Annotated in this window: 17 protein-coding genes; 4 read left to right on the top strand and 13 right to left on the bottom strand. The window is 55.1% G+C overall.

Features of this window, described 5'->3' with window-relative positions:
• Positions 1-70: 70 nt before the first annotated feature.
• Both ABLW18_RS12485 and ABLW18_RS12480 read right to left on the bottom strand, forming a co-directional pair.
• Entirely contained in the window at positions 71-1,093 is a 1,023-nt protein-coding gene (locus ABLW18_RS12485; protein WP_347825111.1) for an aspartate-semialdehyde dehydrogenase, read from the bottom strand.
• Between the two features lie 65 nt (positions 1,094-1,158).
• Positions 1,159-2,337, bottom strand: a complete 1,179-nt coding sequence (locus tag ABLW18_RS12480; protein WP_347825110.1) for an MFS transporter — start codon at positions 2,335-2,337, stop codon at positions 1,159-1,161.
• Positions 2,338-2,462: 125 nt separating this feature from the next.
• Here ABLW18_RS12480 and ABLW18_RS12475 point away from each other — a divergent pair, with 125 nt between their 5' ends.
• A complete protein-coding gene (locus ABLW18_RS12475) occupies positions 2,463-3,218 on the top strand; it encodes an SDR family oxidoreductase (RefSeq protein ID WP_347825109.1) in 756 nt (251 codons plus the stop codon).
• Positions 3,219-3,246: 28 nt separating this feature from the next.
• Here the strand turns inward: ABLW18_RS12475 and ABLW18_RS12470 are convergent, their stop codons facing one another.
• The 11 genes from ABLW18_RS12470 to ABLW18_RS12420 form a co-directional block, all read right to left on the bottom strand.
• Positions 3,247-4,536 carry an FAD-binding oxidoreductase gene (locus ABLW18_RS12470; RefSeq protein ID WP_347825108.1) on the bottom strand — a complete coding sequence of 430 codons (1,290 nt, stop codon included), beginning with the start codon at positions 4,534-4,536 and terminating at the stop codon, positions 3,247-3,249.
• A gap of 43 nt (positions 4,537-4,579) precedes the next feature.
• Positions 4,580-6,130, bottom strand: coding sequence for a trimethylamine methyltransferase family protein (locus ABLW18_RS12465; protein WP_347825107.1), 1,551 nt, complete (start codon positions 6,128-6,130; stop codon positions 4,580-4,582).
• 35 nt (positions 6,131-6,165) lie between these two features.
• Positions 6,166-7,656 carry an aldehyde dehydrogenase gene (locus ABLW18_RS12460; protein WP_347825106.1) on the bottom strand — a complete coding sequence of 497 codons (1,491 nt, stop codon included), beginning with the start codon at positions 7,654-7,656 and terminating at the stop codon, positions 6,166-6,168.
• The gene (locus ABLW18_RS12455; protein ID WP_347825105.1) at positions 7,653-8,561 is read right to left on the bottom strand and encodes a dihydrodipicolinate synthase family protein; all 909 of its coding nucleotides are present in this window, start codon (positions 8,559-8,561) and stop codon (positions 7,653-7,655) included. The genes ABLW18_RS12460 and ABLW18_RS12455 overlap by 4 nt, the downstream gene beginning before the upstream one ends.
• Positions 8,551-9,255, bottom strand: a complete 705-nt coding sequence (locus ABLW18_RS12450; protein ID WP_347825104.1) for a GntR family transcriptional regulator — start codon at positions 9,253-9,255, stop codon at positions 8,551-8,553. The genes ABLW18_RS12455 and ABLW18_RS12450 overlap by 11 nt, the downstream gene beginning before the upstream one ends.
• A 91-nt stretch (positions 9,256-9,346) precedes the next feature.
• Positions 9,347-10,132: a 2OG-Fe(II) oxygenase gene (locus ABLW18_RS12445; protein ID WP_347825103.1), complete on the bottom strand. Its 786-nt coding sequence runs from the start codon at positions 10,130-10,132 to the stop codon at positions 9,347-9,349.
• 87 nt (positions 10,133-10,219) lie between these two features.
• The gene (leuB, locus tag ABLW18_RS12440; RefSeq protein ID WP_347825102.1) at positions 10,220-11,326 is read right to left on the bottom strand and encodes a 3-isopropylmalate dehydrogenase; all 1,107 of its coding nucleotides are present in this window, start codon (positions 11,324-11,326) and stop codon (positions 10,220-10,222) included.
• Between the two features lie 54 nt (positions 11,327-11,380).
• Complete coding sequence (locus ABLW18_RS12435; RefSeq protein ID WP_347825101.1) at positions 11,381-12,514, bottom strand: endonuclease/exonuclease/phosphatase family protein; 1,134 nt, start codon at positions 12,512-12,514, stop codon at positions 11,381-11,383.
• A 129-nt stretch (positions 12,515-12,643) separates the two neighbouring features.
• Positions 12,644-13,249, bottom strand: coding sequence for a 3-isopropylmalate dehydratase small subunit (leuD, locus tag ABLW18_RS12430; RefSeq protein WP_347825100.1), 606 nt, complete (start codon positions 13,247-13,249; stop codon positions 12,644-12,646).
• On the bottom strand, positions 13,249-14,652 hold the full coding sequence (leuC, locus tag ABLW18_RS12425; RefSeq protein WP_347825099.1) for a 3-isopropylmalate dehydratase large subunit: 1,404 nt from the start codon (positions 14,650-14,652) through the stop codon (positions 13,249-13,251). The genes leuD and leuC overlap by 1 nt, the downstream gene beginning before the upstream one ends.
• Positions 14,653-14,704: 52 nt before the next feature.
• The gene (locus ABLW18_RS12420) at positions 14,705-15,037 is read right to left on the bottom strand and encodes a hypothetical protein (RefSeq protein ID WP_347825098.1); all 333 of its coding nucleotides are present in this window, start codon (positions 15,035-15,037) and stop codon (positions 14,705-14,707) included.
• Positions 15,038-15,186: 149 nt separating this feature from the next.
• On the opposite strand from ABLW18_RS12420, the gene rsfS reads away from it, so the two are divergent.
• The 3 genes from rsfS (at position 15,187) to ABLW18_RS12405 (ending at position 17,244) form a co-directional block, all read left to right on the top strand.
• Positions 15,187-15,600, top strand: coding sequence for a ribosome silencing factor (gene rsfS, locus ABLW18_RS12415; RefSeq protein ID WP_347825097.1), 414 nt, complete (start codon positions 15,187-15,189; stop codon positions 15,598-15,600).
• Positions 15,600-16,070 (top strand): 23S rRNA (pseudouridine(1915)-N(3))-methyltransferase RlmH, encoded by a 471-nt coding sequence (gene rlmH, locus ABLW18_RS12410; protein ID WP_347825096.1) that lies wholly within the window; start codon positions 15,600-15,602, stop codon positions 16,068-16,070. The genes rsfS and rlmH overlap by 1 nt, the downstream gene beginning before the upstream one ends.
• 61 nt (positions 16,071-16,131) lie before the next feature.
• On the top strand, positions 16,132-17,244 hold the full coding sequence (locus ABLW18_RS12405) for an S-(hydroxymethyl)glutathione dehydrogenase/class III alcohol dehydrogenase (RefSeq protein ID WP_347825095.1): 1,113 nt from the start codon (positions 16,132-16,134) through the stop codon (positions 17,242-17,244).
• Positions 17,245-17,282: the final 38 nt, after the last annotated feature.

Below are 17,282 nucleotides of genomic sequence, written 5' to 3'. Positions count from 1 at the left end.
ACGTAAACCGCCGAATGTAACAAAAAAGGCCTCGCATTTTAGCGAGGCCTTTTTATTCAGTGTCAGGGGTTTAGCCCTTTTTCAGGACTTTATTACCCAAAACTTCCGCAATTTGAACAGCATTCAACGCCGCACCTTTGCGCAGATTGTCGGACACGCACCAGAGGTTGATGCCGTTTTCGATCGTGACATCCTGCCGAATGCGGCTGATGAATGTGGCGTAATCGCCAACGCATTCCACCGGGCTGACATAGCCGCCATCTTCGCGCTTATCGATCACCATAATGCCCGGCGCTTCGCGCAGGATCTCGCGGGCTTCATCCTCATCAAGGAACTCTTCAAACTCGATATTAACGGATTCGGAATGGCCTACGAAAACGGGCACGCGTACACAGGTGGCGGTGACCTTGATTTCAGGGTCAAGAATTTTTTTGGTCTCCGCGACCATTTTCCATTCTTCTTTGGTATCTCCGCTGTCGAGGAACACATCGATATGCGGGATCACGTTAAACGCAATTTGTTTTGTAAACTTGGTGGGTGGTTTGTTGTCTACCGGGTTGTAGATTGATTTGGTTTGATCCCAAAGCTCATCAATCCCTTCTTTGCCCGCGCCGGAAACCGATTGATAGGTGCTGACCACCACCCGTTTGATTCTCGCGCGATCATGCAAGGGTTTCAATGCCACGACCATCTGTGCGGTTGAGCAATTGGGATTGGCAATGATGTTCTTTTTGTGGCACTCGAAAACGGCATCCGCATTCACTTCTGGCACGATCAAGGGCACCTCAGGATCGTAGCGATAAAGGCTTGAATTATCGATCACGATGCAGCCAGCCGCCGCCGCTTTCGGGGCGTATTCTTTGGTCGCCTCCGAGCCCACCGCGAAAAGCGCCATATCCCAACCCGTGAAATCAAAGGTGGCCAAGTCTGTGGTCTTCAAAGTTTTGTCGCCGAAGCTCACCTCCGTGCCGAGAGATTTACGGCTCGCAAGGACAGCGATTTCCGCAATTGGAAATTCACGTTCGTCCAAGATGTTCAACATTTCGCGGCCCACATTGCCAGTGGCGCCAACTACAACAACTTTATAAGACATAGGTCTCTTCCTCATTTCAAAGACGGGCTCGTGTATCGCGCCGGGTCCCCAATGGAAAGAGGCAGCTAGTCGGTTCTGTCCTGTGAGAAGATATAAATCACCAATCCCAGCAGTAATGTCACACAAAATACCAAAATGACGGCGTTATATGAGACAATCGGCGCTTGGGTCTGTGTTATCTTGGCATCAAACACCCGCGCGGTGACATTTTGCATGATGCCAACGCCTCCGATTCCAAAGAGGTTGATCAAAGTCACGCCGCGCCCCATCAGGTGATCTGGAAAAAAACTGCGCCCATGGGCAACCAAAATCGGGAATGACGCACCGAAAAATCCAATTCCGGCCATGATGGCGGCGGTGCTCCAAAAGTCAGAGTCACCATGCAGATAAAGGACAAGACACAGCAAGCCGCCAATCAAATTGCCTGTGAAAATCACCCATTTGCGCGTCCCCAATAGCCGGTCAAGCGGACCATAGCAAAAGGTGCCGGCAATCATCGCCAGAGCCATCAGCGTGGTCACTGTGCCAACCTGGGCTGTGGAGGCGCCGAAGACATCGGTGAAATAGGGGCCCACCCAAAGGCCGCGCAAGCCCGCAGAGGGGGCATAGCTGACCAGAACAAGAGGCAAGATGAACCAGATGGCCCGCATGCGGAGCAGATCCAGCAAGCTGCCTTTTTCATCGGTCTCAACCTTTGGCGGATCCTTGACGATCACGTAGCACAGGGCGGCAATCACAAGAGTGATGAGCGCGATGATGAAGATAGACATGCGCCAGCCCAAGATCTCAACGAGCAGTGTGAGTGGAAAGGCTGCGCCAATATTGCCAACCGATCCGATCCCCAAGATGAAGGCGGCCATGGTGGCGAAGGCTGCCGCAGGAAAACTGCGGGCGACCACATAATATGCGGCCATTAAAACCGAGGAGCAGCCGATACCGATCATCGTCATCGCGGCCGAGATATGCCAAGGTTCGGTCGCGGCTGCGAAAACCAAAGCGCCCCCACCGGCTCCGAGAGCGAGAAGCGCGGCATTGGTACGCCGCGGGCCCAAAGTGTCCAAGGCCCAACCGACGGGTATTTGCATCAGCGCGAAGGTTAAAAACCAATAGCCAGAGGCCGCCGAGAGCTGCGCGGCTGTGGCGCCAATATCTGCCTGTAAGGGGGCTGCCAAAACAGCCAGAAATGCCCGATAAAACTGAGACAAGACATAGGCAAAAGTCAAAATTATCAATGTCGCGCGCATGGCAATCTCCGATCTGAGGCTGTGGTGCCACGGCTTGCGGCCTGGGTAAAGCCAGAAGTGATGCCTTGTGCCAATTGGCCGTGAGAGCTAGCCTTTGGTTAGGCAATTCGAAAGGCGTGACAAGAATGGATTTTTCAGGGCAAACAGTTTTGATAACTGGCGCAAGCCGCGGTATTGGAGCCGCGACCGCTGAACATTTTGCATCCCTTGGGGCACAGGTGGCATTGACCGCGCGTTCTGAGGGCGAATTGGTGAAATTGGCTGAGAAAATTGGGCCAAAAGCGCTGGCGATTGCCTGCGATGTTGCCGATTTCCAGCAGGTGCAGGCAGCGGTTGATCAAACCGTGGCGCAATTTGGTCGTCTTGATATCGTTATTAACAATGCCGGCATGCTCTTGCCTGTACATCGGTTGGTAGATTTCGAACCCGCCGATTGGGACCGGGTGATAGATGTGAATGTCAAAGGTGTCTTTTACATGATGAAGGCGGCGCTGCCGGTCATGACAGCCCAGGGGGGCGGGACCATCCTCAATATTTCGTCCGGTGCCGCTTATGGGGTGCTGGAAGGCTGGAGCCATTACTGCGCCTCAAAGGCCGCCGTGCTGCAATTGACCCGTTCTGGGCATGCTGAATATGGTGATCAAGGCCTTCGCTGTTTGGGGTTGAGCCCCGGCACAGTGGCAACGCAGATGCAGGTTGAGATCAAAGCCAGTGGGGTTAATCCGGTCAGCCAATTGCAACTGTCCGATCATATTCCAGCCTCGGATGTGGCGCAGGCGATTGCCTATCTTTGTGGGCCGGGTGGCGCGGCCTATGCGGGGGAAGATTTTCACCTGCGTGAACCGGCCTCCCGCGCTTTGGTTGGGCTGCCGCCGAGATAGAGTGTCGTCAGATCGGTGCTGTGCTGGCTTAAAGTTCCACGCCGGCCTTCCACTCGCCCCATTTCATCAGCGCATTGGCGCCAAGCCAGGCCAGAGGCGGCGGCGGCAGTCGGCGCGGAGGGGATTGTTTTTGGACCTGTTGCAAAAGCGCGCTGTCATGCCCACTGGCCAGCTCCGCGGCCAGCATGCCATGCAATGTCCCCTTGGCCGTGCCCAATCCGTTTTGGCAGCAGGCCGAATAGAGCCCGGGCATGACCTCGCCAAAAGCGGCGACATTATTGCGCGAAAGGCACAGGCGCCCGCCCCAACGATATTGCATGGAGACATGGCGCAGCACGGGGAAACGGGCAGAAAAACTTGCATCATGACTGCGTGACACCGCGCGGATGCGCCGCTGTGAGACCTGCATGGATGGATCAAAAGTGGCGCGATTTCGGATGATGATCCGATCGCCCCCAATCCCAGATATGCGCCGCACGGTCGTCCCTAAGGGATCGGCAGGTGTGGCGCCCCAATTGCGTGCCCCGCCCAAGGATTTTACCTCCTGGGCGGTCAAGGCGCGGGTCATGCTGGCGTAGGTGAATACATGAAGAAGCTGTTGCGGGTAAAGTCCGAAGGAATTGGCATGGCCGTTGACGGCCAGAATGACCCGCGGCGCTGTCACTTTGCCCGATGGGGTGGTGGCTGACCAATCCCCATTGTGATCGAGCGCGGTTACGGGCGAATTTTCGAAGATCTTGGCATTATGGGATGCCAAGCCGCGGGCAATGCCGCGAATATACATGGCCGGTTGCAGCATGACCGTACCGGGGGTGTAGAGGCCAGATTGATAATAGTTGGTTCCAGTCAATTCCGCCATTTGCGCCGCATCATACATCTCCCAAGATTCGCCCATTCGGGTCAAATGGTGGGCATAGTCTTGATTGTGCTGATGGCCTTTTGCGCTGGCGGCTGCATTGAACTTGCCGCAGGGGTTAAAGGCCTCGCGGGGCAGTGCAAATACCTCGGCCATCTTGCGAGCGAAGGCAATGGCGGCGCGATTGGCTGCGATCTGGTGCTGGTCTTCGCTGACGCCCCCCCCATAATCCTCTGAGGCCAGATCATGGGGCAGATCAATCATAAACCCTGAATTGCGCCCGGCAGGTCCGTCAGCAATCCGGCTGGCCTCAAGCAGAATAATTTTATCGGCCGGGTGCAGCTGCTTGAGACGTGCCAGTGCCGAGAGGCCCGCAAAGCCGCCGCCAATCACCAACCAATCTGCGGTTTGCGCGCCTTCTAGCTTCTGGGCCGGTGCGGCGGCGGCAGCAGATCTGCCCAAGCGGCCGGACCGGGATCGATAGGCAGGCGCGAGACTTTCATCTTCAATACTCTTGGTTCAGCGCGTCAGCAGCTGGGATCTCGCGTTCGCGTCGCGCGATGTAGTCGCGCAGGGCTTCATCAATGCCGGGGTCCAATTTTGGTTCCTCATAGTCGTCGAGCATTTGACGCGCGCGTATCAGCCCGCGGGTATTTGTATCCAGCGCGCCATCTGCCTGCCATTGCTCAATCGAATTATTGTCAAACATCTCGGGCATGAAGAACGCGCGTTGGAAGTTTTCAAGCGTGTGTGAATGGCCCAGGTAATGCCCACCGGGTCCAATGTCGCGCACCGCCTGCATGGCCCCTTCGAAATCATCCCAGCGTATGCCCTCGGCCATGCGATACCCCATAGCGCAAAGCTCCGCATCCACCACGAATTTCGCCATCGAGCAATGCATGCCGGCCTCATTCCATCCAGCGCTGTGCCAGATATAATTCGCCCCCGCCATGAGCACTGCATTCAACGTCATGGCGCTCTCATATCCGGCCTGTGCGTCAAGAATTTTTGCTCCGCCCAAAGTATTCGAAGTCCGCCAGGGCACGTCATAATAGCGAGCCATTTGGCCAATCATGAAATTCATCAAGCTGATTTCAGGCGTGCCGGCCATCGGTGCGCCGGACCGCATGCTGACAGTGGCCAAATAATGACCGTAGATTGCGGGGGTGCCTTTGCGCACAACCTGCGAATAGGCCAGACAGCTCAGGGCTTCGGCATTGAGCTGCGCCACGGTTGGGGCGACCGAAGCGGGGGTATTGGCGCCGCCGAGAACGAAGGGGCTGCACAAGATGGGTTGGTTGTATTTGGCAAAGGCTCGCAGCGCTCCTAGCATCGTTTCATCCCAAACCAGCGGGCTGTTACCATTGCAGTTGCCTGTGACGACGGGGTGACTTTGCATAAAATCCGCACCAAAGAGCAGCGCACACATCTCCATGACATCTTCGGCATTTTTGGGACTTGTGGTCATGCCCATGAAGGTCTTGTCGGAATGTTTCATCGACGAATAGGTGATGCGCAAATGCCTTTGGCTGATTGGGTGATCATAAGGCTCTACAATGTGGTGAGCCGAAGAGTGGATTGCGGGCAGCATATGCGATAATTTGTGAAAATTGGCCAAGTCTTCCAAAGTTGGATTGCGCCGGACATCCTCGAGATCCCGCAGATAGGGCGCGCCGGTCATTGGTACAAAGATAGAATGATCGTGACCGAAGGGCAGGTTATTGGCCGGGTTGCGCGCGTGATAGGTGAAGCTTGAGGGAATAGAGCAGATCAATTCACGCACAAGACCGCGGTCTAAATGCACCCGGTCTCCATCGCGAATATCCGCCCCCGCGGCACGCCAATCTGCAATGGCAATGGGGTCGCGAAATACCACGCCGACATCCTCAAGGATGCTCATGGAGGCTGCATCAATCTTCTCGATCTGCTCTTGATCCATGGGCTCGGTTAAGGGCAGGCGGCGTTTCAGCGCGGGCAACATTGCAACATCGCGGGTTTGTCTTATGGTTTTACGCGCACCGCGGCCGCGCCGCGTCGTTCCAACTGCATCAGCCATAAGTGCTCCTCCTTAGGCGCAAAACTTGCGGCCCGTCAGTCCACATTGTCGCCATCGCGCGGGTCGGTGAGGTCAATCCAAATGGTTTTGGTTTCGGTGAATTGGTCATGGGCATGAATGCCATTGTCGCGCCCGCCGAAGCCCGATTGTTTATAGCCACCGAAGGGTGTCGCAATGGACCCTTCGCCATAGGTATTGACGGTCACGGTGCCGGCCTTGATGTCGCGGGCTGCGCGAATGGCGTTGCGGGTATTGGCGGTGAATACAGAAGCGGCCAAGCCGTAGCGGGTGTCATTGGCCAGCGCAATGGCCTCATCATTGCTGGCGACGGTGAGCACGCTCAGAATTGGTCCAAAAATTTCATCAACGGCTCTGGCATCTTTTGCGCTGACCTCGAAAATCGTTGGCTGCACATAGGGCCCGTCGGCGGTGCCACCGGCCAAAGCGGTGCCTGTGAGATAGCTGGCCACGTTGGCGCAATGCTCCGCATCAATGAGTGCACCCAGGTGATGGGCGGGGTTGAGCGGATCGCCCGTTTTCCAATCTCGCAACCGCGCTAAGATCCGCTCCATTAGGGGCTCTTTTACGGCTTGATGGACAATCAGGCGAGAGGCGGCGGAACAATTCTCGCCCATATTCCAAAAGGCAGCATTGACCACATGACGGGCCACAGCATCGAGATTTTCCGCATCATCAAAAACCACGCAGGGGTTTTTGCCGCCGCATTCCAGGACAACCTTCTTTAAATTGCTGTCAGCGGCATAGCGCAGGAAATGCCGCCCCGTCTCGGTTGAGCCTGTGAAGCTGACCATATCCACATCCATATGCGTGCCGAGCGGCGCGCCCACACTCGGCCCATCACCGGGCAGGACTTGCAAGACCCCGCGGGGCAGGCCGGCCTGTGTTGCCAATTCGGCCAAGCGCAGAGCTGTGAGGCTGGTTTGCTCAGCGGGCTTTACGATGACAGAATTGCCGGCAGCCAAAGCGGGTCCGATTTTCCAAGCCATCATCAACAATGGAAAGTTCCACGGTAAAACAGCGGCGACGACCCCAATGGGTTCGCGTAAAATCATGGCAATAGCATCTTCCTGCGCCGGGGCCGTTTGGTCATAAATTTTGTCAATCAACTCCGCATGCCATTTCAAGGTTTCGATGGTCTCGGGAATATCGATGGTCTCACAATCTGAGATCGGCTTGCCGCTGTCGAGGCTTTCCATCACGGCCAATTCCCGGCGGTTGCGTGTGATCAACTTGCACAGGCGGATCAATACATCTTTGCGGTCCGATGGTGCGCGTTTGGCCCAATGGCCTTGATCGAAGGCTTCACGGGCTTTGGACACTGCAAGATCTACATCTTGCGCATTACAGCCAGAAATTTCGGCAAGCGGCACCCCGGTGGCGGGGTTCAAAGTCGCAAAAACAGCGCCATGACCAGCGCGGTACTTGCCGTCAATAAAGGCGGTGCGCGGGAGGTCGAGATCTGCGGCCAGCGCTTTGTACTCCGCGGTTGTTAGTAAGTCGCTCATGCGCCTTCTCCCATGATATTTGCAATGGCGATGTCCATTGTGGTGATGACCTCAGCCAATTGGCGTTTGTCGTCTTTGTTGAGCGGTTGCAGCGGTTTGCGGGGTGGTCCAGCGTCAATGCCGCGGAGCGTCAGGCCGTATTTGATACATTGAACAAATTTTCCACCTTGTTCGAGCACCCGCATCAAGGGCAGCATTGCCGACATAAGTGCGCGCCCTTTGGTGAAATTTCCCTCCACAACGCAGGTTTGGTAGAGCGCAATATGCGCTTCGGGGGCAAAATTGGACCCGGCGCAGACCCAGCTGCGCGCGCCCCAAGCGAAGAATTCCAAAGCCTGATCGTCCATGCCGCAAGACAGGGCAATATGAGGATAATCGCGGGCCAGCATATGCAGCCGATTGGGATCACCCGAGCTTTCCTTAATGGCACAAAAATTTGAGCTGCGTCCCAGACGGTCCAGGGTCTCTTCATCCATATTGACGCACATCCGGCCAGGATAATTGTAAAGCATGGCCGGAAGATCTGCGGCGCGGTCGATCGCCAAAGCGTGTAGGGCAATTTCGCGGCCTGTCGGGTAGGCATAAGGCGGGGTGGCAATTAGAAGTGCATCCGCACCTGCCGTTTTAGCCGCCTTGGCATAGAGAATTGAATCCTCGGTGCGGATCGCGCCGGTGCCGACAATCATCGGCCGCCTGCCGGCAATTATTTCTTGGGCAATCGACATCATTTCAATCCGCTCTTCAGTGGTTTGCGCGTAATACTCGCCGGTCGTGCCCGCGACGATCAATCCATGAACCCCAGCCTCAATCAAACGATTGATCGTGGCTTCCAACGCATCGTGATTTAACGAAAAATCATTGTGGTAAGGGGTAATGACCGGGGTATAGATGCCTTCAAATTGCATGGGCTGTCTCCTTCGGGATGGTCAGTTCAACCGGCAATGGATCGGGGCGCACAAAACGCTCCATTCGGTCTTGCGACAGGGCCCAGTGCTGCAAAGTTAAGGCCACAGCAGCCTCAACCTGCTGGTCTTCAATGGCGGCGATCATGTCATCATGTTGATCGCAGGCTTGTCTGACAAGCGCGCTTTCAGCTGGTGACGCAGGCCGATAGAAGGTTTGGCTTAGGCGCGTATGATCAATGAGCATCCGCTGGAGGCTTGGAATCAAGTAGCAATTTTGTGACATATCCCCGATGATTTGGTGAAATTGATGATTGTGCATCGCCGCTTGTGCGGGGTCATGATTGAGGGTGGCTTTTTTAAAGTGTTGCTGGCTGGTCTTGAGCGCCTTCACCTGTGGCAGGCTACGATTTTCACAGGCCAGCCGCGCGATGTTAGCATAGACCAGCGGCGCCGTTTGAAAAAAATTGCGCATCACCGCCATATCCATTGAGACGACTTTGGCCCCCTTGTTTTGGGTGATATCGACGTAGCCTTCCCCGGCGAGTTTTTGCAAAACCTCGCGCAGCGGTGTGCGCGATATGCCAAATTCGGCACCCAGTTTGGTCTCGTCTAAATCACTGCCCGGGGGGAGTGCGAGTGATAGGATTTGCTGACGTATGGTGTCCAAACATTGGGATTTGCGGTTTTGGGTCATCGGGGCTCCTTGCCCTGAATTGTATACATGTTGCACACAATAAATTTACAAAGACGACCCCACCGATGTCTATCTGCGACACAATAGGCCTTTAGCCCAATGTTCTGCCATAAAATCCGAGATGCTCTTGCTCTGAAAATCGGCGGCCAGGAGTTTCGTAATAGGTTAAAACTGCATTGATTCTCTGCCGGTCGCCCTTCACGGGCGTGACCCGATGCGCGGTGTTCACGCCGCGAAACACATTCAGAGTTCCCGCCTCTTGCGGGCAGATCTGCGTCTGGCGCTTGCCCATCAATAGCTCTGCCACCCCGGCATAGTTGGGATCCTCTGCGGTGCGCAGATCTCGAAGATACTCAAACTCGCCGCCGGCCTTCGGCGCTTGTAAAAGCAGTGTTGTGGTGAATTCTGAGCGGTCAAAATGCCAGTTCAAGGCTTCGCCATGGTAATAGGTCATGACATTTGCCCCGGCGATTCGGTCATCCATAGTGTAAAGGGCCGGCTTATTCATGACACGGGCCAAAAATCTGGCAAAAGCAGGCCAGTCATAAAGTTGGGTCACGGGGCTGCCCTCAATTTGATCGGCGCAAATTGTATGATTTGTGGTTTCGAGCTCTCGCAAGGCTGGATGATCGGGCGCGAGGCCGGGAATTTCCTTTTTAAAATAGATGTTATGGGCCCGCTTATGCACAAAAGCATCCTGCGCGATCACTGGTTTCACCCAATCGAGAGTGCGCTCGATGGCCTCAGGGCGCAGGAAACCTGGCAGGTTGAAAAGTCCTTGAGACTCAAGATCCGCCTGACATCGGGCGCAAAGCGCACGAAATTCTGCACTGTCAGGTTGGTCAATCGGGTAGCGGTGGGTGTCAATAATATCCATAAGAGTAGTGCAGTGGTTTTCACCGGCTTTGTCAAAAAAAAAACGCCAGGCGTGCCCAGCGTTTTTCATTTTTTTTCGAAATATGCCCTAAAGGCTGGCGGTCAAAGCGGCCACGATGGCATCGCCCATTTGGGTTGTGGAAACGGCGGTATCGCCTTCGGCCTGCAACAGATCCGCCGTGCGGACCCCATCGGCAAGAACTTTTTCGACCGCTTTTTCAATACGCGTTGCTTCTGCGCCAAGATCGAAGGAATAGCGCAGCGCCATGGCGAAAGACAAAATGCAGGCCGTTGGATTGGCTTTGCCCTGTCCTGTGATATCTGGTGCCGAGCCATGCACCGGTTCATAGAGAGCTTTGGGGTGGCCATTTTCCATCGGCGCGCCGAGGCTGGCAGAGGGCAACATCCCAAGCGAGCCTGTCAGCATCGCCGCACAATCGGAGAGGATGTCGCCAAACAAATTGTCGGTGAGGATCACGTCAAATTGCTTCGGTGCGCGCACCAGCTGCATGGCGCCGTTATCGGCGTACATATGCGACAGTTCGACATCGGCGTAATCTGCCTGATGCACTTCGGTGACCACATCGCGCCACAAAACGCCCGCTTCCATCACATTGGCTTTTTCCATCGAGCAAACCCGGTTGCTGCGGCGGCGGGCCAGCTCAAAGGCTGCGCGCGCGGCGCGTTCGATTTCGGATTCAGTATAACGATGCGTGTTGATGCCTACGCGCTCATTGCCTTCTTTGAAGATGCCGCGTGGTTCGCCAAAATAGCTGCCGGAGGTCAATTCGCGCACGATAACGATATCCAAACCCGCAACAACATCGCGTTTGAGCGAGGAAAAATCGGCGAGCGCATCAAAACATTGAGCGGGACGGAGGTTTGCGAAAAGATCCATCTCCTTGCGCAGGCGCAGCAGGCCGCGTTCTGGTTTCAAGGAAAAATCAAGAGTGTCATATTTCGGTCCACCAACAGCGCCAAGCAATACCGCATCTGCCGCCTGTGCTTTTGCCATAGTGTCATCATGCAAAGGCACGCCGTGCACATCATAGGCCGCGCCGCCGACCAGATCTTCTGACAGGTCAAAATTTATGTCCCTATGGTCCGCAAGCCAGGCAATGACTTTGCGCACTTCGGTCATGACTTCAGGACCAATCCCGTCGCCGGGCAAAATTAGGAGGGAGTGGTTGCTCATGAAAAGCCCTTTCGTTTGTCTCAGCTTGCTGACTAGCCCCATGGGCCTTTGGGGTCAAGGAAGTGAGACATCCTGCCAGATCAATCTGTGCGAATTGCCCTGGGGATCAGGAAGTTCCTTGGCTGGCCAATGCACCGCGCCATCGTGCAAGGCAAAGTCCCGAGATGGCAGGATGTAATTGACCCGTAGATTGTCCGGGCGTGGATCACGCCAATCCACAGTATCCAGCCGCGCCGGACCGCGATGTCCTGTATTGGCAGCCGCTTGCCCACCCAGGCTGGCCGGCTTCGGATCTTGCAGCTTAGGATGTGCTAGAAGCTGGCTCATAACCTCATTGTGCCCCTCGCCATCAACCGGATCAAGGTTGGTGTTGGCCAAGAGCACGAGCGGCTTGGGAAGCTGATCTACCAGCGCCGCGGCATAGGCAATTTCATCGGCATTGCGGCAGCCGTTGCGGTCTTTTGGCCCGTCAAAGACGGGTGGGCTGGCGTGAAATGTGAGGAGCGAAATAGAATGCTGACGCCAGGTTATGGAGGTCTGCAGCATTGCGACATAGGCCAGGCGTTGCACGCGGGCAATTTCAGGTGGGTCGGTACTGTGCGTCTGCGGCACATTGGCCCAAAGCACTTGGCTGTGATCTTGGCTGTCTTGCGCGTTGAATGGCAGGCGTGACGAAAGCAATAGCCCTCTTTGTCCGGCGAAAGTGCCATAGCTTTGCGCATCTCCCGGTCCGCCAATTTGCCCATTCCCATCAATATCCACTCCGGATGCTACGCCAGTGTTGGGGCGCGGTGCCAAAAGATGCGGCATTTCCCACCTCTGCGCGTTTAGCGCCGCTTGAAAGGCGCGCGCCGCGCGCAGCTCCGCATCCCAATCAAAGCGTTGCAAGGCCAAAATATCTGGTTGGATTGTCGCTATAAGCCGGAGCGCCGCGCGAATTTGAGATGATTTTCCGTGTATGATGTCGCGATACAACAACCCCGGTGAATTGCGCTCAAGCGCGGCGGTATAGCTGGCCAATCGCAGTATTTCGCTGATTGCTGGCGTTCGGTAGATCAGACACAATACGATTAAGAGTGTGAGCGCCCGCATCCAGGCCCGAAACCTCCGCAGATAGCGTTGCCGCCGCATAGACGGATGCGATGGGTGGATGAACAAAATGGCATTTGGGTCGAACGTCCGGCTCATAACGAGCGTAAGTGGAGCGTAAAATTCTTAATTTTGGATCAATGACTATATGAATTTCGCAACGTTTTTGAAAATTCGGATTGCGGATGGGGTTGATTTGGCCAGCCAATTTCTGGCTGGCCAAAGATATTAGACCCAAGGCGCCCGTTGCGCCATTTGCGCTTCGAAGGCATCGATAGATGCAATTTTTTCCATCGATAGGCCGATGTCGTCGAGGCCATTGATCAAGCAATGCTTGCGGTGTTGATCCACATCGAAGGAGATCACCTCACCGTCAGAGGTCTCAATCTGCTGGTTTTCCAGATCAACAACCATTCGTGCATTGCTGCCTTTTTCGGCATCCTTCATCAGCAGTTGCAGCTCGTCTTCAGTGACAACCACAGGCAAAATACCGTTTTTAAAGCAGTTGTTGTAGAAAATATCGGCAAAGCTGGTGGAGATCACGCAGCGAATACCAAAATCAAGCAACGCCCAGGGCGCATGTTCGCGTGACGATCCGCAACCGAAATTGTCACCCGCAACAAGGATATTGACGCCTTTATAAGCCTCATGGTTTAGCACAAAGTCAGGGTTTTCGCTGCCATCTAGATTGTAGCGCATCTCATGGAAGGCACTGACGCCGAGCCCAGAGCGTTTGATGGTTTTCAAAAATTGTTTGGGAATGATCATATCGGTATCGATATTGATCAAAGGCATGGGCGCCGCAATTGCGGTCAATTTTTCAAATTTTTCCATCAGATCATCTCCCGCACATCAACCAATTTTCCAGTCAGAGCCGCGGCTGCAGCCATGGCTGGGCTCATCAAATGTGTACGTCCACCGCGGCCTTGGCGGCCCTCAAAATTGCGGTTTGATGTGGCCGCACAGCGTTCGCCCGGTTGTAATTGGTCGGGGTTCATCGCCAGACACATCGAGCATCCAGCCAGGCGCCATTCGAAACCGGCTTCTATGAAGATGTCCGCCAGCCCCTCTTTTTCCGCCTGGGCACGCACCAAACCTGAGCCCGGCACGACCATCGCGCGCATGCCCTCTTTGATCTTGCGACCCTTCAAAATCTCCGCTGCCGCGCGCAGATCTTCAATCCGCCCATTGGTGCAAGATCCGATGAAGACGGTATCAATCTCAATGTCACACAAGGCTGTTCCAGCCGTAAGGCCCATATAGTCAAGGCTGCGCTGGGCCGCTTCGATTTTGCCGCCGGAGAAATCCTGTGCTGCCGGCACCCTTGCGGTGATCGGCAAGACATCTTCCGGGCTGGTGCCCCAAGTGACCACAGGGGCGATATCTTCACCCTTCAAGGTCAAGACCTTGTCGAAATGTGCATCATCGTCGGAATGAAGTGTTTTCCAATAGGCCAGCGCGGCCTCCCATGTTTCGCCTGTGGGGGCATTGGGGCGGCCTTTGCAATAGTCGAATGTGGTCTGATCTGGCGCGATGAGACCTGCGCGTGCGCCGCCTTCAATGGCCATGTTGCACACCGTCATGCGGCCTTCCATTGAGAGGCTGCGAATGGCCTCGCCACAATACTCAATCACGTAGCCTGTGCCGCCGGCCGTGCCGGTCTCGCCAATCACCGCCAGGGTGATATCTTTCGCAGTCACGCCCGGGCTCAATTTGCCGGTGATTTCAACCTTCATATTTTTTGATTTTTTCTGAATCAAAGTTTGTGTGGCGAGAACATGCTCCACCTCAGAGGTGCCGATGCCATGGGCTAGCGCGCCAAAGGCGCCATGGGTGGCGGTGTGGCTGTCGCCGCAGACAATGGTCATTCCTGGCAAGGTCCAGCCCTGCTCCGGGCCAATGATATGCACGATGCCCTGGCGCACGTCATCCACCGGGTAATAGACAAGCCCGAACTCACGTGCGTTGGTGTCCAGCGCTTCGACCTGGATGCGGCTTTCTTCGTTTTCTATGCCCTTCAGACGGTCCAAGGTTGTGGGCACGTTGTGATCGGGCACAGCGATAGTTTTTTCTGGCGCGCGCACCGTCCGGCCATTCATCCGCAACCCTTCAAAGGCCTGGGGGCTGGTCACTTCGTGGACCAAATGGCGGTCGATATAGAGCAGGCAGGTGCCGTCGTCGGCTTCATGGGCGACATGTGCGTCCCAAATTTTATCGTAGAGTGTTTTAGGGGCCATGTGAGGCGTTCCTTTTATTGTTCGTCAAATCTGTCGTGTCTTTCAAAGGGATTTAGCCGTTTCGGCGCGGCCGCAGGTTGGATTTCGCAACACCAAAAAAGCGCCAAGGCAGGCGCGCTCTGTCGGCGATATCGAAAACCATACTCATGCTCATGCTGCTGAATACCTCGGCCCAAGGTCCGGCACAAGCCTCCAGATGTTCGGGTTCACGGCTATTTAACGGCCGGGGTGGGCGCTTCTTTGAGTTCCAGCACATCGCCTGACAGTCCGTCCAAAGCGTGACAAATTCACCCGAAACTGTCGAATCGCATGCCTTTGGCCTTGCCTGATTGGCCGAGGTTGAGATTTGCCTGCGTTTGCCCATCGCAGGTGCAAGATCCGGCATACAAGATGCTTTGGGCGAAACATCCGTAAGTTTGTAGCGGGATCACAGCCATTTTTGCCCGATTAAAGCAGGTGATTGAGGAATCTGATTTAGGCTGCTAAACACTAAAAACCCGGCGCCGGGATGTTGCGGCGATTTTTTTGGAGGACATGGTCCTGTCTTTGACGTCTGACGCGGAAGGATCCGCGCTCAATTTGGCCAATGGCCATTCGAGTGTTACGAGCGATGCTATTTTGGCCGCCGTCTTAAAATCCCTAGAAGATGATAAAGCCGAAGATGTCGTGCAAATTGATTTGCGAGGCATCTCTGAGATTGGCGATCATATGGTGATCTGTTCGGGGCGCTCTACGCGCCAAGTCGCTGCCATTTCTGAAAAGCTGAAAAGTCGCTTAAAAGATGATCTTGGAATTCTGTCTAAAGTGGAAGGCAAGGGCACCGGCGATTGGGTGCTTGTGGACACAGGTGATGTCATCGTTCATGTGTTCCGCCCGGAAGTGCGCGAATTTTATCAGTTGGACCAAATGTGGCTCGAGCCTGGAGCGCCAAGCCCGACTGAGGCCTAATGCGCCTGCGCATTCTCGCCATGGGCCGCCTGCGCAACGGGCCAGAAAAAGATCTCATTGAAGATTATGTCGCTCGGTTCAACCGCAGCGGTCGCCCGTTGGGTCTCGGGCCGGTTGAGCTGACCGAATTGGAAGACAAAAAAGGCGGCGGCAAGGCGGCTGAAGCGGCTTTGTTGCTCAAGGCCATTCCGCAAGGGGCAGCAGTGATTGCCCTGGATGAGCGGGGCAAGTTGCAGAGCTCTCCAGATTTTGCTGCGCATCTTTCTCAAATTCGTGATGCCGCGCCCAGCGAGTTGATCTTTGTTATCGGTGGGGCAGATGGTCTGGATCCCGCAGTCCTGCAACGCGCGCAGTCGGTACTTAGTTTTGGCAAGATGGTTTGGCCCCATATGCTGGTGCGCGTCATGCTGTCCGAACAGCTCTATCGCGCAGCTTCCATCCTGGCCGGTGGCCCTTATCACCGGGTATAATAGTGGTTGTCATACCGTGGGCGACTGCCCTAATGTTTGAAAAAACATGAGGAGTTACAGGATGCGAACACGTGCTGCGGTGGCCATGGAAGCCGGCAAACCACTTGAAATCATGGAGGTCAATCTCGAAGGACCAAAGGCCGGCGAGGTTTTGGTCGAAATCAAAGCTACGGGTATTTGCCACACGGATGAATTCACCCTATCTGGCGCTGATCCCGAGGGGCTGTTTCCTGCGATTTTGGGCCATGAGGGCGCAGGGGTCGTGGTGGAATGTGGTCCGGGTGTCACCAGCTTGAAACCTGGCGATCATGTCATTCCTCTTTACACGCCAGAGTGCCGCACATGTGAATATTGCCTCAATCCCAAAACCAATCTGTGCCAAGCCATCCGCAGCACCCAAGGGCAGGGTTTGATGCCAGACGGCACGAGCCGGTTTTCGATGCTCGATGGCACGCCGATTTTGCATTACATGGGCTGTTCCACCTTTGCCAATCATACTGTTTTACCAGAAATCGCTTTGGCCAAAGTGCGTCCCGATGCCCCGTTTGATAAGATTTGTTATATCGGCTGTGGTGTGACCACAGGCATTGGGGCGGTGATCAATACGGCAAAGGTGGAGATTGGCAGCACGGCGATTGTCTTTGGGCTGGGCGGTATTGGCTTGAATGTGATTCAAGGCTTGCGACTGGCTGGGGCAGATCAGATTGTCGGTGTGGATCTCAATCCCGGCAAGATTGAGATGGCCTGCCGCTTTGGTATGACAGATTTTGTCAATCCAACTGAGGTGAGCGGTGATTTGGTCGCGCATTTGGTCGCGCTGACCGGTGGTGGGGCAGATTATACCTTTGATGCAACAGGCAATGTGGGTGTGATGCGCACAGCTCTGGAATCGGCCCATAAAGGCTGGGGGGAAAGCGTGATCATCGGTGTGGCACCTGCTGGAGCAGAGATCAGCACCCGTCCTTTCCAGCTGGTGACCGGCCGCGTGTGGCGCGGCACGGCGTTTGGCGGTGCACGGGGGCGCACGGATGTGCCAAAGATTGTGGATTGGTACATGGACGGTAAAATTGAGATAGATCCAATGATTACCCACACCATGCCTTTGGAAGACATCAACAAGGGCTTTGATCTGATGCACGCAGGCAAATCCATCCGCGCTGTCGTCGAATTTTAAGGCGCCTTGCCGGTTTTCGGGCTTTCACCTGTTGAAAT

Source organism: uncultured Planktomarina sp. (assembly GCA_943788425.1).
Lineage (GTDB): Bacteria > Pseudomonadota > Alphaproteobacteria > Rhodobacterales > Rhodobacteraceae > Planktomarina.
The sequence above is the reverse complement of the archived record's forward strand: the minus strand, read 5'-3'. Positions and strand labels throughout refer to the sequence as shown.

Coding starts and splice junctions, on each gene's coding strand:
- ABLW18_RS12485 (WP_347825111.1), bottom strand. CDS start 1,093: ATGTCTTATAAAGTTGTTGTAGTTGGCGCCACTGGCAATGTGGGCCGC.
- ABLW18_RS12480 (WP_347825110.1), bottom strand. CDS start 2,337: ATGCGCGCGACATTGATAATTTTGACTTTTGCCTATGTCTTGTCTCAG.
- ABLW18_RS12475 (WP_347825109.1), top strand. CDS start 2,463: ATGGATTTTTCAGGGCAAACAGTTTTGATAACTGGCGCAAGCCGCGGT.
- ABLW18_RS12465 (WP_347825107.1), bottom strand. CDS start 6,130: ATGGCTGATGCAGTTGGAACGACGCGGCGCGGCCGCGGTGCGCGTAAA.
- ABLW18_RS12460 (WP_347825106.1), bottom strand. CDS start 7,656: ATGAGCGACTTACTAACAACCGCGGAGTACAAAGCGCTGGCCGCAGAT.
- ABLW18_RS12455 (WP_347825105.1), bottom strand. CDS start 8,561: ATGCAATTTGAAGGCATCTATACCCCGGTCATTACCCCTTACCACAAT.
- ABLW18_RS12450 (WP_347825104.1), bottom strand. CDS start 9,255: ATGACCCAAAACCGCAAATCCCAATGTTTGGACACCATACGTCAGCAA.
- ABLW18_RS12445 (WP_347825103.1), bottom strand. CDS start 10,132: ATGGATATTATTGACACCCACCGCTACCCGATTGACCAACCTGACAGT.
- leuB (WP_347825102.1), bottom strand. CDS start 11,326: ATGAGCAACCACTCCCTCCTAATTTTGCCCGGCGACGGGATTGGTCCT.
- ABLW18_RS12435 (WP_347825101.1), bottom strand. CDS start 12,514: ATGAGCCGGACGTTCGACCCAAATGCCATTTTGTTCATCCACCCATCG.
- leuD (WP_347825100.1), bottom strand. CDS start 13,249: ATGGAAAAATTTGAAAAATTGACCGCAATTGCGGCGCCCATGCCTTTG.
- leuC (WP_347825099.1), bottom strand. CDS start 14,652: ATGGCCCCTAAAACACTCTACGATAAAATTTGGGACGCACATGTCGCC.
- ABLW18_RS12420 (WP_347825098.1), bottom strand. CDS start 15,037: ATGCCGGATCTTGCACCTGCGATGGGCAAACGCAGGCAAATCTCAACC.
- rsfS (WP_347825097.1), top strand. CDS start 15,187: ATGGTCCTGTCTTTGACGTCTGACGCGGAAGGATCCGCGCTCAATTTG.
- rlmH (WP_347825096.1), top strand. CDS start 15,600: ATGCGCCTGCGCATTCTCGCCATGGGCCGCCTGCGCAACGGGCCAGAA.
- ABLW18_RS12405 (WP_347825095.1), top strand. CDS start 16,132: ATGCGAACACGTGCTGCGGTGGCCATGGAAGCCGGCAAACCACTTGAA.